Source organism: Sphingobacterium chuzhouense (assembly GCF_014692525.1).
In the GTDB taxonomy this organism is placed as follows: domain Bacteria; phylum Bacteroidota; class Bacteroidia; order Sphingobacteriales; family Sphingobacteriaceae; genus Sphingobacterium; species Sphingobacterium chuzhouense.
Genome location: NZ_JACNYL010000003.1, coordinates 374774 through 398463, shown reverse-complemented (window position 1 = coordinate 398463; position 23690 = coordinate 374774). Strand labels below are relative to the sequence as shown.

At 38.9% G+C, this 23690-nt stretch carries 29 protein-coding genes and 1 pseudogene; 14 read left to right on the top strand and 16 right to left on the bottom strand.

The features are described from left to right. Positions 1-58 precede the first annotated feature (58 nt). Positions 59-859 carry a penicillin-binding transpeptidase domain-containing protein gene (locus tag H8B21_RS13770; protein WP_223815030.1) on the top strand — a complete coding sequence of 267 codons (801 nt, stop codon included), beginning with the start codon at positions 59-61 and terminating at the stop codon, positions 857-859. Positions 860-969: 110 nt separating this feature from the next. On the opposite strand, the gene H8B21_RS13765 is transcribed toward H8B21_RS13770, so the two are convergent. From H8B21_RS13765 to H8B21_RS13750, 4 genes are all read right to left on the bottom strand, one after another. Further along, positions 970-1554 carry a hypothetical protein gene (locus H8B21_RS13765; protein ID WP_190314349.1) on the bottom strand — a complete coding sequence of 195 codons (585 nt, stop codon included), beginning with the start codon at positions 1552-1554 and terminating at the stop codon, positions 970-972. 153 nt (positions 1555-1707) lie between these two features. Then, positions 1708-1902, bottom strand: a complete 195-nt coding sequence (locus H8B21_RS13760) for an ORF6N domain-containing protein (protein WP_317170405.1) — start codon at positions 1900-1902, stop codon at positions 1708-1710. A 242-nt stretch (positions 1903-2144) separates the two neighbouring features. After that, the gene (locus tag H8B21_RS13755; RefSeq protein WP_190314348.1) at positions 2145-2771 is read right to left on the bottom strand and encodes a chloramphenicol acetyltransferase; all 627 of its coding nucleotides are present in this window, start codon (positions 2769-2771) and stop codon (positions 2145-2147) included. Between the two features lie 2 nt (positions 2772-2773). Then, the gene (locus tag H8B21_RS13750) at positions 2774-3463 is read right to left on the bottom strand and encodes an HAD family hydrolase (RefSeq protein ID WP_190314347.1); all 690 of its coding nucleotides are present in this window, start codon (positions 3461-3463) and stop codon (positions 2774-2776) included. 110 nt (positions 3464-3573) lie between these two features. On the opposite strand from H8B21_RS13750, the gene H8B21_RS13745 reads away from it, so the two are divergent. Further along, the gene (locus H8B21_RS13745; protein WP_317170397.1) at positions 3574-4107 is read left to right on the top strand and encodes a Crp/Fnr family transcriptional regulator; all 534 of its coding nucleotides are present in this window, start codon (positions 3574-3576) and stop codon (positions 4105-4107) included. A 90-nt stretch (positions 4108-4197) separates the two neighbouring features. On the opposite strand, the gene H8B21_RS13740 is transcribed toward H8B21_RS13745, so the two are convergent. Continuing rightward, complete coding sequence (locus tag H8B21_RS13740) at positions 4198-5151, bottom strand: hypothetical protein (RefSeq protein WP_190314346.1); 954 nt, start codon at positions 5149-5151, stop codon at positions 4198-4200. Here H8B21_RS13740 and H8B21_RS13735 point away from each other — a divergent pair. The 3 genes and pseudogenes from H8B21_RS13735 to H8B21_RS20765 all read left to right on the top strand — a co-directional run bounded on the left by H8B21_RS13735 (position 5143) and on the right by H8B21_RS20765 (position 6765). Further along, a complete protein-coding gene (locus tag H8B21_RS13735) occupies positions 5143-5940 on the top strand; it encodes an ATP-binding protein (protein ID WP_190314345.1) in 798 nt (265 codons plus the stop codon). The genes H8B21_RS13740 and H8B21_RS13735 overlap by 9 nt on opposite strands. Positions 5941-5986: 46 nt before the next feature. Beyond that, positions 5987-6475 (top strand): annotated as a pseudogene (locus tag H8B21_RS20770) (DNA/RNA helicase domain-containing protein); the annotation flags it as partial. Positions 6476-6480: 5 nt separating this feature from the next. Then, positions 6481-6765: a DNA/RNA helicase domain-containing protein gene (locus tag H8B21_RS20765; RefSeq protein ID WP_190314344.1), complete on the top strand. Its 285-nt coding sequence runs from the start codon at positions 6481-6483 to the stop codon at positions 6763-6765. Here H8B21_RS20765 and H8B21_RS13720 read toward each other — a convergent pair. The 4 genes from H8B21_RS13720 to H8B21_RS13705 all read right to left on the bottom strand — a co-directional run bounded on the left by H8B21_RS13720 (position 6724) and on the right by H8B21_RS13705 (position 9063). Continuing rightward, positions 6724-7365 (bottom strand): alpha/beta fold hydrolase, encoded by a 642-nt coding sequence (locus H8B21_RS13720; protein ID WP_190314343.1) that lies wholly within the window; start codon positions 7363-7365, stop codon positions 6724-6726. The genes H8B21_RS20765 and H8B21_RS13720 overlap by 42 nt on opposite strands. Before the next feature lie 96 nt (positions 7366-7461). Then, entirely contained in the window at positions 7462-7719 is a 258-nt protein-coding gene (locus H8B21_RS13715) for an acyl carrier protein (RefSeq protein ID WP_190314342.1), read from the bottom strand. Further along, the gene (locus H8B21_RS13710; protein ID WP_190314341.1) at positions 7704-8135 is read right to left on the bottom strand and encodes an acyl carrier protein; all 432 of its coding nucleotides are present in this window, start codon (positions 8133-8135) and stop codon (positions 7704-7706) included. Before H8B21_RS13710 ends, H8B21_RS13715 begins: the two co-directional genes overlap by 16 nt. A 97-nt stretch (positions 8136-8232) precedes the next feature. Next, on the bottom strand, positions 8233-9063 hold the full coding sequence (locus tag H8B21_RS13705) for a DUF695 domain-containing protein (RefSeq protein WP_190314340.1): 831 nt from the start codon (positions 9061-9063) through the stop codon (positions 8233-8235). Between the two features lie 150 nt (positions 9064-9213). Here H8B21_RS13705 and H8B21_RS13700 point away from each other — a divergent pair, with 150 nt between their 5' ends. From H8B21_RS13700 to H8B21_RS13685, 4 genes are all read left to right on the top strand, one after another. Continuing rightward, the gene (locus tag H8B21_RS13700; RefSeq protein WP_190314339.1) at positions 9214-9651 is read left to right on the top strand and encodes a hypothetical protein; all 438 of its coding nucleotides are present in this window, start codon (positions 9214-9216) and stop codon (positions 9649-9651) included. 557 nt (positions 9652-10208) lie between these two features. Next, positions 10209-10358 (top strand): hypothetical protein, encoded by a 150-nt coding sequence (locus H8B21_RS13695; protein ID WP_190314338.1) that lies wholly within the window; start codon positions 10209-10211, stop codon positions 10356-10358. Positions 10359-10993: 635 nt separating this feature from the next. Next, positions 10994-11308, top strand: coding sequence for a nucleotide pyrophosphohydrolase (locus H8B21_RS13690; protein ID WP_190314337.1), 315 nt, complete (start codon positions 10994-10996; stop codon positions 11306-11308). A gap of 242 nt (positions 11309-11550) precedes the next feature. After that, positions 11551-12585, top strand: coding sequence for a Fic family protein (locus tag H8B21_RS13685; RefSeq protein ID WP_190314336.1), 1035 nt, complete (start codon positions 11551-11553; stop codon positions 12583-12585). A gap of 11 nt (positions 12586-12596) precedes the next feature. Here H8B21_RS13685 and H8B21_RS13680 read toward each other — a convergent pair whose 3' ends face one another. Both H8B21_RS13680 and H8B21_RS13675 read right to left on the bottom strand, forming a co-directional pair. Beyond that, entirely contained in the window at positions 12597-12761 is a 165-nt protein-coding gene (locus H8B21_RS13680) for a DinB family protein (protein ID WP_190314335.1), read from the bottom strand. Positions 12762-12834: 73 nt separating this feature from the next. After that, positions 12835-13704, bottom strand: a complete 870-nt coding sequence (locus H8B21_RS13675; protein ID WP_190314334.1) for a sulfurtransferase — start codon at positions 13702-13704, stop codon at positions 12835-12837. A gap of 385 nt (positions 13705-14089) precedes the next feature. Between H8B21_RS13675 and H8B21_RS13670 the strand changes: the two genes are divergently transcribed. Next, a complete protein-coding gene (locus tag H8B21_RS13670) occupies positions 14090-15091 on the top strand; it encodes a PDDEXK nuclease domain-containing protein (protein WP_190314333.1) in 1002 nt (333 codons plus the stop codon). Between the two features lie 320 nt (positions 15092-15411). Here H8B21_RS13670 and H8B21_RS13665 read toward each other — a convergent pair whose 3' ends face one another. Beyond that, positions 15412-16086: an acyl carrier protein gene (locus tag H8B21_RS13665; RefSeq protein WP_190314332.1), complete on the bottom strand. Its 675-nt coding sequence runs from the start codon at positions 16084-16086 to the stop codon at positions 15412-15414. A 419-nt stretch (positions 16087-16505) separates the two neighbouring features. On the opposite strand from H8B21_RS13665, the gene H8B21_RS13660 reads away from it, so the two are divergent. After that, positions 16506-16904 (top strand): DNA/RNA helicase domain-containing protein, encoded by a 399-nt coding sequence (locus H8B21_RS13660; protein ID WP_317170404.1) that lies wholly within the window; start codon positions 16506-16508, stop codon positions 16902-16904. Next, positions 16862-16972 (top strand): hypothetical protein, encoded by a 111-nt coding sequence (locus H8B21_RS20905; RefSeq protein WP_380907261.1) that lies wholly within the window; start codon positions 16862-16864, stop codon positions 16970-16972. Before H8B21_RS13660 ends, H8B21_RS20905 begins: the two co-directional genes overlap by 43 nt. A gap of 23 nt (positions 16973-16995) precedes the next feature. Here the strand turns inward: H8B21_RS20905 and H8B21_RS13655 are convergent, their stop codons facing one another. After that, positions 16996-18429 (bottom strand): leucine-rich repeat domain-containing protein, encoded by a 1434-nt coding sequence (locus tag H8B21_RS13655; RefSeq protein ID WP_190314330.1) that lies wholly within the window; start codon positions 18427-18429, stop codon positions 16996-16998. A 47-nt stretch (positions 18430-18476) separates the two neighbouring features. After that, positions 18477-19019 carry a hypothetical protein gene (locus tag H8B21_RS13650; RefSeq protein WP_223815029.1) on the bottom strand — a complete coding sequence of 181 codons (543 nt, stop codon included), beginning with the start codon at positions 19017-19019 and terminating at the stop codon, positions 18477-18479. Positions 19020-19118: 99 nt separating this feature from the next. Here H8B21_RS13650 and H8B21_RS13645 point away from each other — a divergent pair, with 99 nt between their 5' ends. Beyond that, positions 19119-19349 carry a prolipoprotein diacylglyceryl transferase family protein gene (locus tag H8B21_RS13645; protein WP_223815028.1) on the top strand — a complete coding sequence of 77 codons (231 nt, stop codon included), beginning with the start codon at positions 19119-19121 and terminating at the stop codon, positions 19347-19349. A gap of 242 nt (positions 19350-19591) precedes the next feature. Here the strand turns inward: H8B21_RS13645 and H8B21_RS13640 are convergent, their stop codons facing one another. Both H8B21_RS13640 and H8B21_RS13635 read right to left on the bottom strand, forming a co-directional pair. Then, positions 19592-20566: an aldose epimerase family protein gene (locus H8B21_RS13640; protein ID WP_190314328.1), complete on the bottom strand. Its 975-nt coding sequence runs from the start codon at positions 20564-20566 to the stop codon at positions 19592-19594. Between the two features lie 4 nt (positions 20567-20570). Beyond that, positions 20571-21740: a LacI family DNA-binding transcriptional regulator gene (locus tag H8B21_RS13635; protein ID WP_190314327.1), complete on the bottom strand. Its 1170-nt coding sequence runs from the start codon at positions 21738-21740 to the stop codon at positions 20571-20573. Positions 21741-21976: 236 nt separating this feature from the next. Between H8B21_RS13635 and H8B21_RS13630 the strand changes: the two genes are divergently transcribed. Further along, positions 21977-23683, top strand: coding sequence for a sodium:solute symporter family transporter (locus H8B21_RS13630; protein ID WP_223815027.1), 1707 nt, complete (start codon positions 21977-21979; stop codon positions 23681-23683). Positions 23684-23690: the final 7 nt, after the last annotated feature.

Below are 23690 nucleotides of genomic sequence, written 5' to 3'. Positions count from 1 at the left end.
ATTTACTAGAGATATTGAGTAAATTCACTTGCTAAATTTTAAAACGGAGGATATTTGGATGGTAATAAGAACAATGTACGGCCTTTTCTTTACATTTCTATTTGTATCAAGTGCATTTGGTCAAACTAACTTTAAACAATATTTTGCGGACTGTGGTTTCGAGGGAAGCATTACCATTTATGATTATAAAAATCAAAACTGGATTATGAGTGATAGTACTGAATCGTCAATACAAAAAGTCCCTGCTTCAACTTTTAAGATTATCAATTTGTTGATTGCGTTAGAAACAGGAGTTATATCTGACGAACTTGATACTGTAAAATGGATCGGAGAGATAAATGAGGACTTATACATGCATCGTCCATCCACATACAAAGATATGACAGTGAAAGAGGCATTTGAGGTTTCTGCAGGGTGGGTGTTTATGGAGTTGGCTAAAAAGATAGGTAGAGAAAAGTATCTTCATTATCTTGAAGCTTGTGGTTATGGCAACCGACATGTTAATGATAAAGCAGATTTTTGGAATTTTGGGCCATTGGCCATATCGCCACGTAATCAGATAGAATTTTTAGTGAAGGTATATGAGGGTAAGACACCCTTTTCTCAGAGAAACATTGAAATCTTAAAGCGAGTGATGATTAATGAGAAAAATGACGAGTATGTTCTTCGGGCGAAAACGGGTTGGGGTTCACAAAATCAACAACATGTTGGGTGGTGGGTTGGTTATGTTGAGAAGAATGATAATGTCTATTTTTTTTCAACTCGGATTACTAAAGATAAGGAAGATGAGAGACCTGATTTTCAAAAGTGCCGAATTGATATAACAAGAAATGCTCTTAAAGAAATCGGTGTGTTTTAACATCGATTCTCATATTGCTTTCAAAAAAAGTCACACTGCTATGGACAAGAACGAGATTTGAACATTCGGGTGCCTTTTCAGTTCATTTTGTAATGACCTTCCGTTAATTTTCAAATCCTCTTGATCAGCTTTATTTTGCTTGGCACATTGTCGATGTCGGAAAAGAATGGAGTTAACTGTGGATCTAACCACGCAATTAAATCGTATAATGTTTTGTATATATCGTCTGCATCCAAACAATCGATATGGTTGCCGTTGAAACAAATCGGTTCACAGTGATTTATTCTATTCCTGAACTCTTTTATTTTTTCTAATTTGGTATAGATGCTTGCACGGTTTTCAGACGACGGCTTATGAGGAAAGACATGTATTGGACATCCGTTCAGCAATGAATAGTGATGTCCAAGAAAGAGGGCTGTCCAAAAACCGAATGTTTGATCAGCCAAAAGTTTACCGCTTGTGATGGCAATTTTTCTCCGACGAAGCTTTCGTTCCGTATTAGAGATAGATTCCTTTAAGAAGTATCTGGAATTAGAGAGCAAAGGGTGTGACATAAGTAACGGATGAAAAGCCCGTGCTAGACGTATATTGGCGTTATATAGACGCTTTGCTCGAGATATATCGGATTGTGTTGCTTGAAGATACCTATTGTATCGCGGTCTAGATAAATATTTATGTCTAAGATCAATCTTCATTTTGGTAATTGGTTTAATATTTGGTACGTTTGTAACGTAAGACTTGGTAAAGCCTCTTTCAGCAATGAAACGTAACTAAGTAGGAGATTAAAGGGATACCGTTTTGGTATCCCTTTATTTTTCGGTGATACAGACTAAACTCAATAATTATGTTCAATTTGGTGAAAGAAGTTTTCGATGAATTTCTATTGACCTCCAGTTTCGCCCATAATGTTGACGTGAAGGTATCACATTTTGTGATACCATGATTTCAACTTCTTCCTCCGTGAGCTCATACATGAAGTGTTCTGGAAACTTTTCGATATTCCGACGAACTTCTTCACGTAGACGGAACGGCTTTTTACAGATAGCTATCTAAAAATGAGCTTTGCAATAGTAGGTTCTGGTGTTTGAAAAAACGGATTTCTTCGTATTCGTCGCTGAACCCTGTTTGTAGCACATATTCTTTTATTTCGGACAGGCTTTGCGTAATAGTAGAATAATGGCTTCTGTCTGCTATAAAAGGCTATCGGTTCAATCTCCAATTCGTGGATTGCCGTTTCTAATCTGTTCAGTACTTCGGTGTAGAATTTTTGCATATATTAACCGATTTATTCTTCATTCATCAGTTCCTGAAACCTATCCACAAAAAGCCCTACGTGATAGCCATCCATTAGTCCGTGATGTCCGTGAACGCAAACAGGCATTGTTTTTCGTCCGTTATTCTCGATTACTTTTCCAAAAGAAATTTTTGGCGAACTGTCGGGATAGGAAAAACATCGGGCGTGGGAAAGGGCTGTAAAGTCTATCCACGGAATAGCCGAAAAATGGATAACACTTTCGCCCGAAACCGCAGGTATTAAATCATTGGACTGCTGTACTCGTTCAATCTCTTTTAACGCTCCTGCATAAAAATCGTTTTCGTCTTGGTAGTAATCCATATAGGCAAAACCAAAAGTGCCGTTTGGTCGGTTGATAGTAGGCGAAGCGTTTATACGGTCAAAAAGATAAAGTTGTTTGTCGATAATCCTGTATCGAAAATTTTCTATTTCATTGGCTGTTTTCAACGCTCTGAATAAATAATACAGAAAAAATGAATTGCCTTTCTGCTTGGCTGTTTTGTACGCTTGTGTGCAGTCTATGTTTACCGTAACCCCAAAAAACGGTTCTTCAAATTGGGAAAAGAATAGAAAATGCTCTTTCCTGTTCCATTGTTCAATGTCTATCAATGTTTTCATTTCTATAAATAATTTAGAATGCTGTCAATGCTTTTTAGTTCCATAAAATTATCGTGTTTCAGATTGTATTCGTGTTGCTCGTGTGTCCACGTTACGTGGTACGGAATGTGTCCGCCATATCCGCCCAACTCCAAAACAGGCAGTATGTCCGATTTAATGGAATTGCCCAACATTAGGAAATTTTCGGGTTTGCATTCCAAATGTTTTAACAGCTTTTGATAATCGCTTACTTTCTTATCGCTCATTATTTCGATATGATGAAAATAGCTTTCCAATCCCGAATTTCTTAGCTTCCGTCCCTGGTCTAATAAATCGCCTTTGGTGGCTACAATCAACCTGAATCTGCCTTTCAACTGTTCCAAAGTTTCGGGCACGCCTTGCAATAATTCGATAGGCTTTTGCAAAAGTTCCTGTCCTATGGCTATGATTTTGTCAATCAGCTCCAACGAAGCGGTACGGTTGGAAATCCTGCTTGCGGTTTCAACCATACACAATACAAAACCTTTCACTCCGTAGCCGTACAGGTGCAGGTTTTTCATTTCGGTTTTAAACAGTTCCTGCGATACCGAATGTTGGGGCAGGTAATTTTCAAGTAATGTACAGAATTGTTTTTCTGCTTCCTGAAAATAAGGCTCGTTTACCCATAAAGTATCGTCTGCATCAAACGCTATTGTTTTTATGCTGTCTTTCATTTCTTTAGTTTTGTATTTATAAAAAGGCAAAATTCAACAAAGGAAAAATCTAAAAAAAGGACATTTGTCCCGAATATATATTACGAACAAACCAATCATTTTTAGGGTATGTGCAGGAACTTTACGAGCAACAGGAACGTAAGGAGAATATCATCGTAAAGCAATACGCCAAAGGGCAAAAGTTATTTTTTCAAAATGAAAAAGCAACGAAAGTAATGCTCATAAAAGAAGGCATTACCAAATGCTTTTTTACGGAAGACAACGACAAGGAATATATACTTGAATTTTTAGGAAAAGGCGAAATAGTGGGCGAAATTGAGTTTATCCGAAAGATCGTTTGTCTGTGCAATATCGAAGCAATGACAGATGTAACGGTCTATGCTATTACTCCCGACTATTTTGGGGAACTTATCAAAAACGACCTTAAACTGAACAACCTGCTGTTAGATGTTTTTGCAGAACGTATTATCAATACAGCAAGTCGGGCATCATACCAACAATTGTACACCATAGAGCATAGCTTGGGCAAACTTTTGGAACTGCAATCCAAACAGGAAATAGCTATGTCAAAAGAAGATATGGCTTCGTATCTTGGTGTTACTGTAAGAAGTCTGAACAGGGCGTTTAAAAGTTTGTCGGAATGATTTTGAAGACATAAAAAAAACAGCCCACTGCTAATGGTCCTCATACCGCCCTATAACTTGCTAAGAGCGTCGGCCAATATGTGTTATGTCCTATCTCATTCCAAAGCACTTGTCCAGCGTTTCAGACTTCTTTACTTCCATCAGCGATATAACCTGTTTCGGAATTTGAATTTCTTCAACCTTCACAAAACCGAACCACTTGGCAAAGCATCCGAAAAATCGGTGTTCATACGCAGATCTAATATCGGATATGATCGCATTGTAAGCGGGATTATTCCGTTCAGTCCAGTATTGTGTATGAAATGCACGAATCCATTTATCCGCATAGAATTGGGCGTTTTTCGTTTCGTGACCATATTTCCTGAACAGATAGAGCGAAAACGCCCATCCCATGGAACCAATTTCTCCGTCATCTTCTATGCCGTAAAGATTCTGCCAATTAAACCGAGCAGTAAAAAAGGAAAGTAGTTGCTGTAGTCTCTCGCTGTGAGCAAGTTTCGGGTACTTTTCACCCTTTTTTGTCACAAACAGCTTGTTATTACGTTTCTTGATCAAGCCTTCCGTAGTGAGGTACTCCTTGATTGGCCATATATATGGAATATTATCCTCCGAAAGTATTTTCACGTATTTCATGTACTTCCAGTCAATTAAATTTTTCTTCACCAACAATGTGCACACCGCTACCGGAAGATTACCTTTCGCGGTGAGTCTGAGCTCGCCCGCTTTCTGTATTTCTGCTAGCAGCATGTCGGATAATGCCAATAACGGGATTGCAGCCAAATCGCTTTCATAATGAGGAGCTACCCATTTCAATGGGCTATCCTCAGCTAAGGGGTAGTGGAGTAGGAGATGCATTTGGTGTGGGGTGAGTCCATCAAAATCATCGACTGCTGACGCATTGCGTTTCTCTATATATTCAGCCATCAGGACATTGATCTGCTCGATAGATAGTTTACCACTATTTGCCTGTGGGTACTTTTTAATAAATTCTTCCCATATTTCTTGCGACATGCTCATTGTATAAATGTCGTAATTATGTCCCATAATTTGATAATCTTCCTTAATGCCCACCAGATTTGCCACAAGCTAGATATAACGGGAGCTTATGCGAAGATTGGGTATTTTGAGCGGGAAGCAGACCTCATATTTCAGGATGAAGTTCATGGAAATTTGTTTGAACAGGTTGAAGGGACTATCGATCTATTGTTCACCAAATATATTAAGGCGATTATCAGTTACGATGGGATCCATCGTAATGAAACATATGAATACCCCAAGGAGGTTGTTCGGGAGGCCTTGTTAAATGCCATCGCACATAAAGATTATTCGGGATCAACCCCGATTCAGATTCGAGTATATCCTGATAAGCTTATGATTTGGAATGAAGGGCATCTCCCGGAAAACTGGACGGTGGGTAATTTATTAAAAAGCCATTCGTCCCGGCCATATAATCCGGATATAGCCAACTCTTTTTTCCGTAGTGGTTATGTGGAGTCTTGGGGACGTGGTATCAGCAAAATGACGGAATTGTGTTTAGCTGGTGGTCTTCCCGAGCCAAGTTATGTTGTGGAGGGATCGGATTTTTGGGTTATATTCAAGAAGGATATTTATAACACGGAGTATCTTGAGTCTCTTGGATTGAACGGCCGGCAAGTGAAAGCGGTGTTGTTTGCTAAAGAAGGGAAAATCACGAATAGTGACTATCAGACGTTGAATAGTATATCCAAAAGAACAGCGACGACTGAATTAACAGAGTTGTCTAGTAAATTCAAAATTCTAATCAAAACTGGTACTTCCGGTTCAAGTATTTTCTATAAGATAGTGGGGCAATAGTGGGGCAAAAGTTGGGCAATATGGCGGTAAGCTAGCTCACGCAGGCCGCATATGCGTTTTCTTTATCGACGATTATCAAGCCGTGCGAAAAGGCGAAATCGGCTCATCCAGCTTTATCCGTATGCGGGCCGAACAGATGGGCTGTACCGTTTACGAGTACAATCTGGAATCGCAGTTTCGCAACGGTGGGTCAGAGAAATACACCGAGTGGATCGATCATACCCTGCATATCCGGCAGACCGCCACTACAGAGTGGTGGCAGGAAGATGCCTTCGAGTTCCGTATCATGGACAGCCCGCATGCATTGGAGCAGGCCATCCGTGATAAAGTTGCAGAAGGTTATACCGGCCGGGTGATGGCAGGTTTCTGCTGGCCTTGGACGAAGGAAGCAGATGCCGATGGGGAATTGCACAAAGATGTTGTCGTGGGTGATTATATACGGCCTTGGAATGCGGACGAGAACACCAAAGGTATGCGCCGCGGTATTCCCAAATCACAATACTGGGCTTATGATGAGGCAGTATCGATCAGGTAGGCTGTGTGTATACGGCACAGGGATTTGAGTTTGACTATGCGGGAGTCATTTTTGGTAACGATCTTAAGTATAACCCGGATACCGGCGAATGGGAGGGATTCTCTGAAAACTCGCACGATGGACAGGTGAAGGGAAGCGAGAATTTTGTGCAGTTGGTGAAGAATACGTACCGGGTATTACTCGGTCGTGGTATGAAAGCTTGTTATGTCTACTTTATGAAATCGAAACTAATGCAGTTTACTGAACTATTAACCAATGATCTTCTTGAGCAATTTACTTATTTCTTCTGATTTATTTACCGTCATAAAATGACCACCACCCTGAATTTTATAATCCGTTTTTATGTTTTTAATAGGTAGAATTCTGTCATTGAGACCATGTATATGAACATAATTTAGGGGTATTTGCAGGTTCTCCCAAGTTACTACTTTGTCTATAGCCCAGTAAAGGAACTTATTATCAGTTTCCTCTAAGATCTGTTTTAATAATATTTTGTCGCTCGGTGTCTGAGCTCCAAAGAACCAATTAGAAATATAATTAGCGCTTTTAAGAAAAGGTGCGGGTATAAAGTTATGTATCTTTAGTTTCCCCAAAATCCTATACAGCATTGGTATTTCTTTTCTAGTCTTGGTCGAAGCAATTAAAATTAGCTTGTCAATTGCTATCGTTTTTGCAATTTCGACAGCAATAATACCGCCGAAAGAAAGACCAATTAAAATCGGGTTTTCAGCATTTATTTTCTTTGAAATCCTTTTCGCATAATGCTCAATTCTTTCATCCTTTCGAGGTTCAATCCAATCTATGAATTCGATATCTAAGATTCCGAAATCTATTTTTTGAAAAACTCTTTTGTCGACACCTAAGCCACTAAAAATGTAAGCCTTTTTCATGACGATTTAAAATTAATACATGCCGCTCAATTGAAACAACGTTTATTTGATTGTTGCTTTTACAGCTGGAAAACTGTTCTTTTAATATCCATATATTCAGAAAAGTCTTGCCTCTCTTGTCAACTTACTTTTGTCCAGTCCGAAGTTCTCGCTAAAAATATCTGTCAGGAGATCGACTATTTCATTTTTATTATAAGTCTTCGGATTCCTACGTGATTTAACATAGTTTTCCCTGGTTATTTTTTCCGCAAGTTCCCCAACCGTTTCTACACGGAGTTCTTTTCCTACTTTTTGAGCAAACCAGAATCCCGAACATGTAAGCAAAATACCCAAGACCCCTACAAAGGTATCCACAAATAGCCAGCCTGCGGAAGCAAACAATGCATCCCAAGTGTCGTGATCAACCAATCAGGAGGGCTCAGTATATTTAATTTAATCCGCAAGTGTCTTTCAAGCTTCTTAGTCCTATGTCGCCTCTCCTTATGGGGTAAGATTACTGTTAATGGAAGGTCTGTCGATATCGATTTATGATCTATCTGTAACGTAATGGAGATTGCGTTACGGAGTTTGTAAAATGCTTGCTGTGTGGTACAACTGTCAACGTTTTCCAGTTTAATTTTCTCCATAACCAAGTCACATAGCTGTCCGAAGGTCGTAATGGAAGACAGCTCTGCATCTGCAAACGAAATTTCGAATGATTTTTCAATCTCAATCAGCAGATCATCAATATCTTCAGAGTCGATGTTTTCGAGTTTGTCATCTGTTTTCATTAGTCAGTTGCTTTAGTTATTTCACAGAGAATGCGTTGCTCAGTTTTCCTCAGGTAAAGTTGGGAGATAATTCCCGCCATAATGCCAAGACGCATCATTATATTTTTCCTTTAAACGCATTATATAAACTCCATTCTTTGTCCGTTGAGATTTCAAATTCAAACGGTCTTTGCTCACCCGATTGGCTTAGGTTATCGATAACTTCTTTTGCACCTACTTTATCATTGGTTACTATATAAAAGTTTCTGATTCCTTTATGGGTATCACGAAAGACGAAATAGTTTTTGATATTTTTCTGCGTCAAATTGTTTTCAAAAAAAAGCTCAAATTTATCCAGCTCGTCCAGTTCTCCTTGCACTGGTAGCATAGATTCTTCATCCATGTTATACGGTGTTGTTACCTTAATGAAATGGCAAAATTCCTCTTTATGCGGAAATCGGTCAAATGCAGTATTACCGACTAATAAGCAGGGAAAATTGTCTTTCTGGTGATCGACGGTTTTAAATTCCTCAGGAACTACATAAGTATCACGTTCAAGTGGCCTGTTCTCGTCTACATTACCGACATCAAAACCATCATAAGTGATTTTATACTTGCCAGCTATTTCGTAAAGTTCCTCGTCAAGTTCATACAAACTTTTGGCATTATGAACTTCTTTTCGCTCCAAATGCAGCCAATAACTCTTATCATCTGCCTGAAAAATATCCACAAATTCAAATCCTTTGTTTTTAAGTTCGTTGGCAACCTTTTCGAAATCGTCCTTTTTGTTTGAAGTAAAGAAATAACCCCAAAGCAATGTCGTATCCGTATAAACGCCATTTGCTTCCATGTCGGAAAACATCTCTTCAATTTCTTCTAATGATATTTTAGTGGATTCCAGATTTGCATTACTACAGCCGAATATTGCAAGTAAAAATGTCCACATCATTATTTTTTTCATACTGTGAATTTTGCGACAAAGCCTCTTTATATGGAATTCATAATTTTCTTTACTTCTCTAAAAGTAGGAAATAATAGCGGAATTATTAATACTCATTTCCCTATTTTTACAATGTATATTGCCAAGAAATAACCAACTATGAATAAAGAAACACTAGATTCTCTGAAAGAAGCCTTAGCATTGTACAGTGCTATCGATATCTGTCGTTTCGGCATCTTCTATGATTCCAGCGAATCCAGAGAGGATAAATATTTTATTAAAGCTAATAAGGAAGGATTGAAGATGTTTGCCTATCAATTATTATGCGCCTCTAAAGATCTGGAAGATCAGGAAAAGGACAACGCATTTGAAAAGATAGCTTTGATTCCCGATGGGAGTGCGTGGATTGATAAAGATTCAGAAATCTGCTTGTTCCATGTTGAATCTCCTCAGTTAAGTAAGGATTTGGTGACAACTACAACCAAGGAGACTTGGAAAGATCGGTTTAGCGAGATTGGCTGCACATTGATTGTCATCTTTTTATTTATTTCGTTACTTGTTGGTATAGATGCCATTTTTACCTATTTAACGCCGTAATAGAAAACAGAGCGTAGTAATGTGTTCCTGATTGCGGATACGCTGTATTCGTAATTACTTTAAAATACGATTGCATGTAAACTTCCTATATTGCCATATATTTGAAATTCGTAGATTTAACCTTGAACTAATCAGTGTATAGGACAACCGAAATAGAACAAGGCCTCTAAACAAAAAAATATTTGAGCATATGAATAAATTTTTGGTGCATGCCAAGCTGAAAGCTGCAGGGTCGAATACTACTCTATCGAGCCATGGAGTTTGAAGAACTATACTGATATTATTATGAATAGTGTATACCACTTGCTGTTGCTTCTCGCTGAATAAGTTTCCCTCACCGGATAACATCATATCGGACATCTCAAAACCGTTAAAAAAAGAAGACTCCACATATACAGAGTGGTGAAAATCGATCGCGTTATTATTAAAGCTGCTCAACAGCTTAGCTACCTCCGCCTTATGGCTGTTCAGGAAATAATAATAGTAACGGTCGCCAATAGGGTATTTCCAACGGATATAGTTTACCTTGAAGACAAAAGAATTTTCCTCGGGGCTGTATGTATAGTGAAAGAAAATGGAATTGGACAGACGGGGGACAAGTTATTTTGGGTGCCGCTCTTTTGATTCCGGGACTAAATGGAGCGGTCGTAGTAACAGGTGGCGCGGTTTTGTTTGGTTGGGAAATATATCAAATGTTAAATGAATAAAATACGGCGTTATAAAACAATAAGCATCTAGTAATTTTAGCAAAAAGTTAACGAACAGTTTTGTGTTTTTACTTCTATATGGACTACTACCCAAGCGCTGAAATCATTAGTATAAAATGAAGGAACTTAAATTAAAAGAACAATAGCTGTAAAAATGTAGGGTTCTGGATAAGCTAATTATTCAGAGTCAATGTTTGGTAGTGTAAATTGAACTGTCAATTTACACTACCCATCCAACAAGCGAACAGCTTTCACCCAAAATTACCTTCCCATCGCCTTTCGCCGCTCAATCTCTGCCTGTAGGCTCTGAAACCAAGCCTGATAAACCTGAGGCTCGTAAATCATCTGTTCCTTTGTGTCCTTATTCACTTTGTCAGATCGTCCTTTCTTCGAACATTACTTAAACAGTATTCGGACACTATTCGCACCTTGTTCGCCCATTCAACGAGGATTTACCGAGTGTTTACCGAGAATTTACCGTACGCAACACGGTAAATCCTCGGTACTTCCCCGGTAAAATCCCGGTACACTTCCGAACAACTTGCGAATAAATAGCGAACCAAGTATAAAGAAAGAGTAAATGAAACTCCCACAAAATTCGTAAATTTAGCATCAAGCCGTTTTTGAAGCACACCATGATAGATATCGAACAACTCTTGCAGCAGATCAGGGACTTTCGCGATGCCCGCGACTGGCAGCAGTTCCATAATTACAAAGACCTCGCCGTAGCCCTCAGTATAGAAGCCTCCGAGCTGCTGGAACTATTCCTCTGGAAAGGCAACGAAGAAGCCCATCCCGAAAAGTTAAAAGAAGAACTGGCGGATGTGCTGATGTACGCCCTGTTGCTGGCCGACAAGCATGGACTCGATATCCAGCAGATCATCGAAGACAAGATCAAGCGCAACAACGAGAAATATCCCGTAGAAAAAGCCAAAGGCACCCCGTCTTAATCTCTGTTGATTAAAAACCGACATAACAATCTCATGCTAGACTAGATGGTTGATGCAGCATAAGTTTGTAGCATGAGCTTATAGGCTCACCGCTTGCACTATTTAAGCTCACAAAATGGATTATTTGAGCTTATAATATTTAAGAAAAGAGCTCATTATTAATATATAGGCTCAAAAAAAATAACAAATAAGCTCATTTATACGTAACTTTGAGCTTATAAAAGCATATAATGAGCTTCATCATGGCAGAGATAGGTAACGACATTATTAAATTCCTACAGGAGAATCCATCGAGTTCATCTCCTGAAATCCACAAAGGTATCGGCAAAGGATCTTATGCAACCGTAAAGCGGGTTATTGCTAACTTATTGGAAAGCGGTCAGATCATATCCGAGGGACAACGCCGTGCAACCCGTTATTGGGTAAGTCCAGCCAATCAACTGTTAAGATACATTGATATGGACGCCTATTTTGAAAAAGAGATTGACGAACGCGATATACAGGGCGTATTTAATTTTCAGTTGATCAGGGAAGTGCTGGCCAACGCTGATATTTTTACTGTAGATGAAGCAAGCAATTTACAGCAATTGCAGGACGAATTTCGACGAAACGTAGCACACATGAGCCAGGATGTGTACAATAAGGAAATGGAAAGGCTTGCCATCGATTTGAGCTGGAAATCATCACAGATCGAGGGAAATACCTATTCCTTGCTGGAAACAGAACGTCTGCTAAAGGATAAGGAAACTGCTGCTGGAAAACCGAAAGACGATGCCACTATGCTCTTAAATCATAAAGAAGCATTGAACTTCATCATTGGTAATCCCGATTACGTTATACCCTTAACCATAGCAAGAATAGAAGATATTCATAGCATTTTGGTCAAGGATCTTCCAGTTGAACGCAATATCAGGCAACGTCGGGTAGGTATTTCCGGTACAAATTACAAGCCTTTGGACAACGAACACCAGATAAGGGAGGCCCTTGAAGATATGTGCCACCTAATCAATAACAGGAAGAATATATTTGAACAATCCCTGTTGGCATTGGTGTTGTTATCCTACATTCAGGCATTCAATGATGGAAACAAACGAACAGCGCGAATTGTCAGCAATGCCATTCTGATTGCCAATAAGTATTGCCCGATTTCCTTTAGGACGATTGATTCCGTCGAATACAAAAAAGCGATGCTGATCTTTTATGAGCAGAACAACATCAGTGTTTTCAAGGAAATATTTATGGAGCAATTCCGGTTTGCCGTCAAAACTTATTTTTGATTCAAGAGCCGCTATAAATCAATTTTTTGTCGTGTTACAATTATATGCCCAATGTTCCAGATAAGATTATTATTGAAACCATTTGGGATTTTGTTAAGCTGGTCTAATGAATAATTTTCAAAATAACTTAAATAGATTCCACGACTTGTTTCCCCTGTTTTAAATAATGTTTCCATGTTGTGGATTGTTAAATTTATTTGGATTTAGCTATATTTTCCCGTTCAATTATACTTTTGTGTCCGCACATCTTTACAATGGGTCTAAACTTCTCTTCCCATCTATCGGCTTATTATTACGGCTCCATTCACTCCATGATCCTACGTATAGCTTGGGGATCGATAGACCAGCGAGATGCATGGCAAGTATCGTGTGGCAAGCTGTCACACCCGAGCCACAATGTACGATTGTCTTCTCCAGGTCGCGTCCCTCCAATGCGGTTCGGTAGACATCTTTTAGGTGGTTGGCGTCGAGAAACAGACCGTTCTCGTCCAGATTCAGTGAGAATGGAAGATTGATCGCTGATGGAATATGTCCGGCAACCAAATCAATAGGTTCGTGTATCCCTTGGTACCGGTTTTCTTCGCGCACATCAATAATCGTATACCCGTCGTCGGCAGATGCCCTTTCTACCTCATGGATATCAACCGTGGGGAGCGTCCAATTCCTATCAAGCGTATAGTCTGTTCCTCTTGGAGAAACATATTCTCCCTTCGAAATGGGGAAGCCTTTACTTTCAGCGTATTCAAATCCACCACTCAATACCTGTATTTTTTGATGACCTATCGCTTTGAGCATCCACCAAAACCTCGCAGCAGCATTTGCTCCGGCTGCGTGATCATATACCACAACATGAGCATCTTTATATATACCGAGGTTATCCAGTACCGTTATGAACGTCGCTATACTAGGTAGCGGATGCCTTCCTCCGTGGGAAACGTCTTGCTGTACGGATGCGAGCTGTGTATGCACATCTACGAATACCGCTTTATCTAAATGTTCCCGTTTAAAGTCTGCATAGGCATCTTTGGCGTTTGATGCATCGATGATCACCAGATTTTCGCTGCTTCTTATATGTAGAAGCTCCTCGGCTGTAATAATAGGGGATAGGCTTGTGTCCATGGCGTAAAGTTACTTATTCTAAACCGACTAAAAAGGCGCAAGCATAACCCAGCGCTCCTACTATTATAGCTAAGAAGAAAATTATTAGTACGACGGAATAATCATGTTTAATTTCATCATAATTTACCTTTCCTGCGTATGGTTTTAACCTCTTTGCAATTTTAAAGCCGATTGTCCCATCAAATATTCCGATCATCCCACACAAAAGTAAAACCGAACTTAGCGAGGTGACGAAAGATAAGAAGTATCCTGTTAACAAATATAGAATTATTGTTTAAAAGCAACCATTTGGTGCAACATTATTTTTTGCTAAAAAAATTAGTATTATTGATTTCTGTTTTATAACTTTGAAGTGATTATAATTTATACAGTAAAACCGATTAACATGATTATAAACCAATCTATTATTACAGATATCAAGAATATCATAGTCCAGTCAAAGGATAAGGCCATCCGCGCCGTTGATCATCAACGTACATTGATGTATTGGCACATTGGGAAGCGTATTTTTGAAGAAGAACAAGAGGGGAAAGAGAGGGCCAATTACGGAACTTACCTTATTAAGTTGCTTTCCGAACAATTACAACCGGAATTTGGTAGTGGTTTTTCTCCTCGTCAATTAGAACGATACAGACAGTTTTATCGTGTATTTCCAATTGCGTCCGCACTGCGGACGCAATTAAGTTGGACACAGTATAAGTTACTATTAAGTGTTGATAATGAAGAACAACGAGATTTTTATATAGCAGAAACAATAAAGAATAATTGGACTTCAAGGCAGTTAGAAAGACAAATATACAGCAACCTATACGAGCGCTTGTTAGTAAGCAATGATAAAGAAAATATCCTGTCAGTAGCTAAAAATGAGAAGCTTCCGTCTGATGCTAAAGAGATTATTAAAGACCCGATGTATTTGGAGTTTTTAGGATTAAAAAGAGAAGCATCATACTATGAAAAAGATCTGGAAGGTGCCATTATCGCTCACTTACAAGAATTTTTATTGGAATTGGGGAATGGTTTTTCCTTTGTGGCGCGGCAGAAAAGAATCCATATCGAGGGTGATGATTTTTTTGTTGATTTAGTGCTGTATAATCGTTTGTTACAGTCTTTTGTAATTGTCGAGATTAAAACTCATAAGTTGACGCATCAAGATATTGGCCAATTGCAGATGTATGTTAATTATTACGATCGCATAGAGAAACTTTCGCGAGAGAACCCAACTGTTGGTATTTTGCTCTGCGCAAATAAAAACGATGCTATGGTGAAATTTACTTTACCTGCAGGGCAGAGACAGATTATTGCCAGTCAATATAAGCTGTATTTACCTACTGAAGAGCAACTGTTGGATGAGATCAACAAAGAGTTAAAAAGTTTTGGGGAGAAATAGAGACGTTGCGTAAGTGCTTCTTATCTTACGATGATGTAATGCCAAATTCAGTTGATGTCCTGTTGATGGACGAGGCGCATCGTATTCGTGAGAAAACGCAGATACGCTATGCCAAATCAACGGGCAAATGCACAAGTTCCTTTAGTTAGTAATTGGCTCACCGATGTTTCTAGACTAATTATTGCAATAAAATCGTAAGAAATTTCTGACATCGAAATTGCTTTCGTCCCCTAAAATCAAAAAAGTATCACGTGCTTTTTCTTTTTGGTCAGTTAATAAGTAGGCGATACCAAGATGACGTTCTGGCAGCATCTATATAATTAAAAAAGTCTTGCCTCTCTTGTTAACTTACTTTTGTCCAATCCGAAGTTCTCACTAAAAATCCCTATAAGGAGATTGACTACCTCATTTTTATTGTAAGTCTTCGGATTCCTACGTGATTTAACATAGTTTTCCTTCGTTATTTTTTTCGCAAGTTGTCCAACCGTTTCTACACGGAGTTCTTTTCCCACTTTTTGAGCAAACCAGAATCCCGAACATGCAAGCAAAATACCCAATGTTCCTATAAAAGCATCCATAAATAGCCAACCTACGGAAGCAACGAATACAATCATGAGTGTCGTGATCAACCAATCAGGAGGGCTCAGTACATTTAATTTAAACCCCAAATATCTTTCTAGTTTCTTAGTCCTATGTCGCCTCTCCTTATGTGGTAAGATTACTGTTAATGGAAGGTCTGTTGATATCGATTTTTGATCTATCTCTAATGTAACGGAGATGGCGTTACGGAGTTTGTAAAACGCTTGTTGTGTGGTGCAGCCGTCAACGTTTTCAAGTTTAATTTTCTCCATAACCAAGTCACATAGCTGTCCGAAGGTCGTAATGGATGATAGTTCTGCATCCGTAAAGAAAATTTCGAATGACTTTTCAATCTCTGTCAGCAGATCATCAATATCTTCAGAGTCGATATTTTCGAGAACGTCGTCTGTTTTCATTAGTCAATTGTTTTAGTTCTTTTATAGATAACTGTACTTTATAAAACTACCAAAAATCTCTTATAAAACAATATTTCTCGATTCAGCGCATGGCAGAAGGCTAGGTATTCCAAGAATAAGGTTTTGACAAGAATTATTATCTTGATCTTATTGAAAAGACTATTAAAGAACACAATAGTTTGGAAAGAAAAGAGGTAGACGAACTGTTGTGGAATAAACTGCCCGAATGGATGGATGATAGCTCTGCATTATACTAAACCAAAGTGGTCTCTTAAGAGAAATTAAAATATTAAGAGAGATTTAAGAGAGAAATTATTAGAAGAACAAAGCATAACCATTAAAAAAAGCGTGCTGTAACAAAGAAAAGAGAGGTGAAGGAATAATTTTAAGAGAAGAGTTATTAGAAGAGTTAGGAAAAGATTAAAGAAGATTATACCGACCGCGTAATGACAGGTTTCTGTTGGCCGTGGACGAAGGAAGCCGATGCCGATGGGGAACTGCACAAAGATGTTGTTGTGGGTGATTATATCCGCCCGTGGAATTCAAACGAAAAGAATCAAGGTACGCGCCGTGGTATCCCTAAATCGCGATACTGGGCTTATGACGATGCAGGCATTGATCAGGTAGGCCGTATCTATACTGCTCAAGGTTTTGAATTCGACTATGGAGGAGTGATCTTCGTACCGATCTCAAGTACAATCCCGATACCGGGGAATGGGAGGGTTTTCCCGAGAACTCCCACGATAGCCAAGTCAAAGGACCTGACTTTCTACAGTTGGTTAAGAATACATATCGTATCCTCCTTGGTCGTGGTATAATGGCATGCTATGTTTACTTTATGGACAAGGAGACCGAGAGATATTTTAGGAGTAGGGAGAGGAGATGATTGAAACGGTGTTTTACACGATATCAAATGGGCCGATCTTTTTCAGAATCAACCGACAGTATTTTTTTACCTCTTGTTTGAAAGAAAATAGTACAATTTGGCAACCATTTTCTCAAGTTTTCTTTATCATGTTCAGCTAAAGAATCGTCGTCCAATCGCAAACTCCGTAAGCCGGTCAACGTCGCTATTTTAGGGGAGATATATGTAATAGGATTATTCCATATCTCCAATTTTTCAAGATTTTTTAAATCAGCTATATTGTCTGGAATGCTGTCAATCTCGTTGTCGAAGATTAGCAACTCCCTAACGTTTCCCAGAAACTTCGTTTCCTGGGTTAAGCTTTTGATAACATTGCTATATAAATATAATGTTCCCAGCTTTTGCAAGCACTCGTCAATGAAGGTAATGTCGGCTAGTTTATTATTCTGCAACGAAAGCCATTTTAGACTAGGAATTGTTTTGATCTTCTCTGGAAACGTAGTCAAATCGTTTCTAGATAAATCAAAATGTGCCAAACTATCCATCTTCGATAGGTCGCACGGGATCTTCGTTATACCCGTTTCTGCGAAAGATACGCTCTTTAAGGAATGTAGTCTTGGGAGCTCGCAAGGAAATTCTGTGATAGGGTTTACGACAAGCACAAGATCTTCTAATCCCTTTATCTCGAAAATCTGTTCCGGGATACTTGTAAAATTGTTGTCGGTCAAGATAGCTTTGTAGACGGATAATTTCCCAATCCCCTCAGGTAGCGTAGATAATCCTCGATTCATAAGCCATAGATAATTACCTTTAGCGTCTTGTAAAATAGATGAGTATCCACTTTTATAAAAGCTTTTTTCCTTTCCTTCAGCAATATCATTGCAGAATGAAACCATTAGATCTTTCAGATTTGAATCGTCTTCTTTTCCCTTTGAGAAGCTCCATGCTTCAATTTTATTATCGCAAACGATACAGTCTACTGTTACATTTGGATCCCATCTCACGCTAGGATAGACTGGCGCTGGAGAATCGGCAGACGCAAAGCGAACCATATGGGGAATGTCTTCAAATTTTGTTGAAGTGATCAGAATACCGCTTTCGGGCAGCGTGATGGTTCTCTTCCAAAATCTTTTTTTGGGCAGTTCGGGGTAGCCCTCGATACCGAAAATGATACCAGACTGCCCGTCAAAATCTTTCGGCAATATGATGTAGTTGTGTTCTTGCCGCCGCATGTAGAAGACAAATACTAAAACCAAATAAATTAGGGTTAACACAGTCTGACCAACTCCATATACTCTCCGGTTCTTTAACAACTTCGATAGGGCGAAGTTGATGATATACAACAACAATCCTATGCCCAAGAGGTAAATACCTAGAAAGAAAAAATAGCTAAAAGTAAAAATTGCCAACAGTCCCACAGCGGTGGTCAGAAAGGCCATGACCTTCAATGGAGAACCCAAAAGTCTTGTGATAAACATTTTTTGAGTTATTAACTATGCATAAATCTTATCCCTCCCTTAATCAATTATACCACTTTAAAACCCTTTGGAAGTTTGGTAATACTTAAATCCGTTGGATTGGCCCCATTTAACAATGCATTGATAACTTCGTCTTTCTTTATCTCTTCAAATTGATCGTAGCTCAGGTCGAACAGAGCCTGCAGATTTACTTTTTCAAGATCTTCTTTCTTATCTACAAAATTATCAGAATATATACGTATAAATTCTTTTCTTAAGATTTCTCTTACCTCAAAGCTGCGAAGCTGTAAGAAATCACCCTCTTTAATCCTGAAAGTCATTTTTAACGCGGCGAAATCATACGCTTCTTCATCGGTAATGACACTGTCTTCCAGGATATAGTTCGCATAGGCAAGCAGCAGGTCAATAGTTTCTACCTTTATACGGTCAAACCCTTGGATATCATGTTTACCGAGTATGAGATCGATATCTTTTGCCTGCGTGCTTTGTGCGTCGAGTATATCGACAACATCTAATAGGTATATTGGCATATCTTTTCTTGTCTGTGGCCTTTTGATATAGTCTGAAAAACGCTGAGAGAATGTATACATGTAATGGTTGTGTTATTTTATAAAATGCCTCACTAATATATCCAATATTTACACTCCATGCAAAATGAAAATCCGTTTGCGCCGATTTGGTATTAGGTAATGCATGGTGTCCTACCGGTACAGCAAGATGGCGACGGTAAATATAACTTTACAGGATATGCCGGACTTGCAAGTCACAGCGGTACCATTGGCCTTATTTTGGCTTTGCTGTTATATTCCAGAAAGTATAAAATTAAGTTTATCAGAATGCTTGATTTAATGGGAGTTGTCGCACCACTAGGTTGTGCTTTTATTCGTTTAGTAAACTTAAATGATTGGTCATGTTTCTGATAAACCGTGGGCATTTATATTCAGAAAGATTGATGATATACCCAGATATGCTGCGCAGTTACACGAAGCAATAGCTTATTTCATTGTGTTCTTTCTAGTATATTTGAAAAAGAATACGATTTAACGAATCTTTCAATGGAAGATGATATATAATCGGAAACGTCGTATTGGAATAGGGTACGTCTATTGCTAAATTATTATCTCTACAAAGAAATCAATAAGAATCTTATCATGCCTCCGGATTAGGAAACGACGTACCTTGTAATATGTTGATATTCTTGACCCGGAAGTAGGATAGGGGAAGGAAAGAACGTATGGTTAGGTGCATTAGGAAAGTGTTGTGTTTCCAGGCATATTCCGCCATTGTTGACGTAAAGCTGTAACCCAGGCATAGTTGTGTAGGCCTTCAATGTTCTTCCACTGGAATGATGAGAGAGAGTTGCTGCTAAAGCTAACTTTTCTGACAAATTTTTCTGTATTACGTAGTTAACATTATAAACTTCGACCTTATCGATAAGAGCTTTTATAGGTCGGTGTTCTCTAAAATCGTAAGGAGTATTGTGGACATCAGATAGCTCGCCAGTTGGGATTTTCCTATCTGTTGGCGTGTATGTATTTGCTAAAACCGTCAGGGAATGCTCAAGCATTGCGTCTTTATTAGCAACTAAATTAAAATAAGTGTGGTTCGTTAAACTCAATACGGTAGGCTTATCCGTTTGTGCCCTATATTTAATTGATAATGAGTTGTCATCTCCCAAACTATATGTTACCCAAACTTTCACATTACCAGGATACCCCTCGTCCCCATCGGGACTTAGATGATAAAAGGTAATAGAAGCTGTAGCGCGATCTAGCTGCTCTAGTTTCCATATTTTTTTATCAAATCCACAGTTACCGCCGTGTAGATGGTGGTTCTCATGATTTTTACTCAAGCTATAATTTTGGCCATCTAACGAAAATTTCGCATCGGCTATAAAGTTGGAATATCGACCGATTGTTGCTCCAGGATAGAATGTGCAATTTAAATAGTCAATTATGTTATCGAATCCGATGACGATAGAAGACCATTTTCCGTATCGGTCCGGTACGTGCCAGCTCGTAATCGTTGCCCCATAATTCGTAATAGAAACCGCATGTCCGTGCCTATTAAAAAGTGTATATAGATTTATTTTTTGATCACGAATACTGCCAAATGCTGATATTTTCACGTCCGTCATGATGCTATTTTTTTCTTAAAGAAGAATCCCGAATTAAAAGTTTGCCTATCACCGTTTTCGTTTTTGTTGCGGCTCTGTCGCCCGAAATGACTTGATCAAAGAACAACTCCACTGCCGATTGACCTATTTTGAACGCATAGGGGTCATAAGAAGTTAGTGCTGGTTCAATTATTTCTCCAGTATAATCGTTTCCAAAACCAGCCACACAAATCTCTTGCGGAACCTTAATATTTTTCTTTTTTAGATACATCATTGTAATAATCGCACTGTTGTCTGAGATGCAAAAAATAGCGTCAGGAGGATTTTCTGACGAAAGCCAGAGATCTACCGTTTGCAAAATGGAAACTTTAGTGAAGTCAGTGTAAGCAATGAGTGAGGGAGTAGTCGGAATATTATTTTTTTGAAGTGACTTAAAATAGCCCTCCAGACGTTTTTTTGTGATATATAAGTGTTTCGGTCCTGCAAGCACCGCAATATTAAGGCATCCTTGATCGATGAGATGGTCTGTAATTTGTTCTGCTCCATTTTCATTGTCGAGTAGTACTCTCGACGTGTCGATTTCCTCACATATGCGATCAAAATGGATGATAGGGATTCCCTTGTTAAGTTGTAATTTTATGTGTTCAAAAGATTTTGTCTCTTTGGTGTGGCACACCAATATTCCATCGAGCCAATTTTGCATCATTGTTTGCAAATTAGCAACCTCTGTTTTGTGTGATTCATTGGATTGGCAAATCATCACTTTATAACCGGCTGTCGAAGCAGCATGTTGGATACCACTGAGTACTTTTGCGAAAAAGGGATTCTCCAGATCCGGTATTATAATTCCAATGGTTTGCGTCTCTCGACTGTACAGGCTGCGTGCGAGTGGATTAGGTTGATAATCCATTTCGATAGAAACTTGCTTAATTAAACTCTTTGTGGCCTCACTGATATCACCGTGATTCTTCAATGCCCGAGACACCGTTGAAGCAGACATACCGACTGCTTTTGCGATATCTAGAATAGTCGTTTGGTGTTTTCGAAAGGCAGAGGCGTTGTTTTTTTGCCTTTTCTTGACGAGTGTAAAGTGAAAATTACAAAACTTGCATACATAGCGTTGTAAACCTCGGACAAAACCAGATCTTAATACGGTCTCATCTCTATTGCATTTTGGACATTTTACTCTAGGCATATTGCTCTTCTAATTATTGTTTATATACGGTTTGGATTTTACATTCACAAAAATAGTAAAATAATACTTTTATAGATATATATCGCAAACGTTTCCGCAAACGATTTCGATAGAAAAAATGATTTTTCAAAGTTTTTTATGTTGTATAATAGCTTAATTATTAGATATCTTAGTCGAAGATTATATTCCTGTTTATTAATTGAATCTATTTTTAAAAGCAATATTATATATACAATATGACACTGCACGATTACATTATATTGATGATATATTCCGTCGGAATGTTAGCCATTGGTTTAATCTTAAGTCGATGGAATAAAAGCGCTGCCGACATGTTTGCCGTAAGTAAACAATCCCCATGGTGGTTATCTGGTATTTCTTCATTTATGAGTGCTTTTTCCGCAGGAACCTTTGTTGTATGGGGAGGTATCGCATTCAAACATGGAGCGGTTGCGATTAGTATTTTGATGTGTTTAGGTATTAGCTCTTTCATCGTCGGAAAAACATTAGCGGGACGTTGGGCGAGATTAGGGGTAACTACCATAGGAGAATATATAAATATTCGCTTCGGTAGATCTGTGGTGCAATTCTACACATGGATAGGGATGTGCCTTAAGCTCGTGTCCATGAGTGTAGCTTTATATGCTTTTGCAATATTATTTTGCAGCCTTGTACCTTTAGGAGAAGGGAATCTTCTTCGAGACGAGAGTACAGGTAATCTTTCCATAACCTATGCCTGTATTATATCAGGGCTATTGATGTTAGTCTATACCGTGAGCGGGGGGCTTTGGGCCGTATTAATCATCGATGCGGTGCAGTTTGTTATACTTACCGTAACCGTATTATTCGTTGTTCCCCTTAGCTTTGCTTCTATTGGCGGGGTAGGAAGTTTTCTTGACCAGGTGCCAAATGGCTTTTTACAAATAGCTAGTGGCAAGTTCACCTATTGGTTTCTTTTGGGCTGGATAGTCGTCCATACATTTAAATTGGGGGGCGAATGGGTGTTTGTGCAGCGGTTCCTTGCCGTAAAAGGACCCAAGGATGCAAGAAAGTCTGCGTATCTTCTAGGAATCCTGTACTTGGTGAGTCCTGTAATATGGATGTTGCCCGCCATGATATATCGTATTGTGGATCCCAACGCCAATCCAGAACAAGCCTATTTTTTAGCCTGTGCTGCGGTGTTACCTGCTGGGATGATGGGGCTACTTTTGGCGTCGATGTTTTCAGCTGCAGCCAGTTATATCGACGGTGAGATAAATGTATACGCAGGTGCGATAACGAATGATTGGTACAAGCCTTTGGTAAGACCTGGAGCAAGCGAGGTAGAATTAGTAATGGTCGGGAGGATCAGTACATTTCTCATAGGAGCGATAATTATTTGCGGAGCGGTAGCTATACCCTATGTCGGTGGTGCTGAAAATGTAATCCTCACCATTACCTCTTTGCTCGTGGTGCCTATGGTTTTACCAACTTTATGGGGACTTCTTTTTAAGAAAACGACGCAGAAGGCCATCTGGATTACTACCGGAATAAGCTTTTTAGCAGCGGCTTTAGTGAAGATTTTCATCCAAGAAGACTCGGGAAATTCATTTATCGATTGGTTGCTAGCCAACTCGTTAGTTTTAGAGGCCGGTGTAGGCATACTTGTGCCATTATTATCGCTGTCCTTGTTTGAACTATTTGCGAAAAACACCGCTCCAGGATTTATTGAAGTGCAATTGAAGTCTATCAATTATAGCGTAGCAGACACTCCAACAGCTATTGCAGAATATCCTGCAAGGTTATTAGCATATAGTATCGGTTGCCTGGCACTTATCATGTTTATCCTATCCGTTGCAGTGAACGATAAGAAAGTAATGATTGCAGCATTTGGGGCGGCTTTAATGGTAGTTTGTGTGATCATATTATGGTATCTGAATAAGTTTAAGAAAATTAATAAATAGAATGTTG

What these genes read in the sequence shown, in the direction of transcription:
- H8B21_RS13765 (WP_190314349.1), bottom strand. Translation starts at nt 1,554, where the DNA reads ATGAAGATTGATCTTAGACATAAATATTTATCTAGACCGCGATACAAT.
- H8B21_RS13735 (WP_190314345.1), top strand. Translation starts at nt 5,143, where the DNA reads ATGTCCCATAATTTGATAATCTTCCTTAATGCCCACCAGATTTGCCAC.
- H8B21_RS13755 (WP_190314348.1), bottom strand. Translation starts at nt 2,771, where the DNA reads ATGAAAACATTGATAGACATTGAACAATGGAACAGGAAAGAGCATTTT.
- H8B21_RS13690 (WP_190314337.1), top strand. Translation starts at nt 10,994, where the DNA reads ATGATAGATATCGAACAACTCTTGCAGCAGATCAGGGACTTTCGCGAT.
- H8B21_RS13750 (WP_190314347.1), bottom strand. Translation starts at nt 3,463, where the DNA reads ATGAAAGACAGCATAAAAACAATAGCGTTTGATGCAGACGATACTTTA.
- H8B21_RS13640 (WP_190314328.1), bottom strand. Translation starts at nt 20,566, where the DNA reads ATGACGGACGTGAAAATATCAGCATTTGGCAGTATTCGTGATCAAAAA.
- H8B21_RS13710 (WP_190314341.1), bottom strand. Translation starts at nt 8,135, where the DNA reads ATGAAAACAGATGACAAACTCGAAAACATCGACTCTGAAGATATTGAT.
- H8B21_RS13635 (WP_190314327.1), bottom strand. Translation starts at nt 21,740, where the DNA reads ATGCCTAGAGTAAAATGTCCAAAATGCAATAGAGATGAGACCGTATTA.
- H8B21_RS13675 (WP_190314334.1), bottom strand. Translation starts at nt 13,704, where the DNA reads ATGGACACAAGCCTATCCCCTATTATTACAGCCGAGGAGCTTCTACAT.
- H8B21_RS13720 (WP_190314343.1), bottom strand. Translation starts at nt 7,365, where the DNA reads ATGAAAAAGGCTTACATTTTTAGTGGCTTAGGTGTCGACAAAAGAGTT.
- H8B21_RS13630 (WP_223815027.1), top strand. Translation starts at nt 21,977, where the DNA reads ATGACACTGCACGATTACATTATATTGATGATATATTCCGTCGGAATG.
- H8B21_RS13650 (WP_223815029.1), bottom strand. Translation starts at nt 19,019, where the DNA reads ATGTATACATTCTCTCAGCGTTTTTCAGACTATATCAAAAGGCCACAG.
- H8B21_RS13670 (WP_190314333.1), top strand. Translation starts at nt 14,090, where the DNA reads ATGATTATAAACCAATCTATTATTACAGATATCAAGAATATCATAGTC.
- H8B21_RS13685 (WP_190314336.1), top strand. Translation starts at nt 11,551, where the DNA reads ATGGCAGAGATAGGTAACGACATTATTAAATTCCTACAGGAGAATCCA.
- H8B21_RS13645 (WP_223815028.1), top strand. Translation starts at nt 19,119, where the DNA reads ATGCATGGTGTCCTACCGGTACAGCAAGATGGCGACGGTAAATATAAC.
- H8B21_RS13740 (WP_190314346.1), bottom strand. Translation starts at nt 5,151, where the DNA reads ATGGGACATAATTACGACATTTATACAATGAGCATGTCGCAAGAAATA.
- H8B21_RS13770 (WP_223815030.1), top strand. Translation starts at nt 59, where the DNA reads ATGGTAATAAGAACAATGTACGGCCTTTTCTTTACATTTCTATTTGTA.
- H8B21_RS13695 (WP_190314338.1), top strand. Translation starts at nt 10,209, where the DNA reads ATGTATAGTGAAAGAAAATGGAATTGGACAGACGGGGGACAAGTTATT.
- H8B21_RS13655 (WP_190314330.1), bottom strand. Translation starts at nt 18,429, where the DNA reads ATGTTTATCACAAGACTTTTGGGTTCTCCATTGAAGGTCATGGCCTTT.
- H8B21_RS13700 (WP_190314339.1), top strand. Translation starts at nt 9,214, where the DNA reads ATGAATAAAGAAACACTAGATTCTCTGAAAGAAGCCTTAGCATTGTAC.
- H8B21_RS13680 (WP_190314335.1), bottom strand. Translation starts at nt 12,761, where the DNA reads ATGGAAACATTATTTAAAACAGGGGAAACAAGTCGTGGAATCTATTTA.
- H8B21_RS13705 (WP_190314340.1), bottom strand. Translation starts at nt 9,063, where the DNA reads ATGATGTGGACATTTTTACTTGCAATATTCGGCTGTAGTAATGCAAAT.
- H8B21_RS13665 (WP_190314332.1), bottom strand. Translation starts at nt 16,086, where the DNA reads ATGAAAACAGACGACGTTCTCGAAAATATCGACTCTGAAGATATTGAT.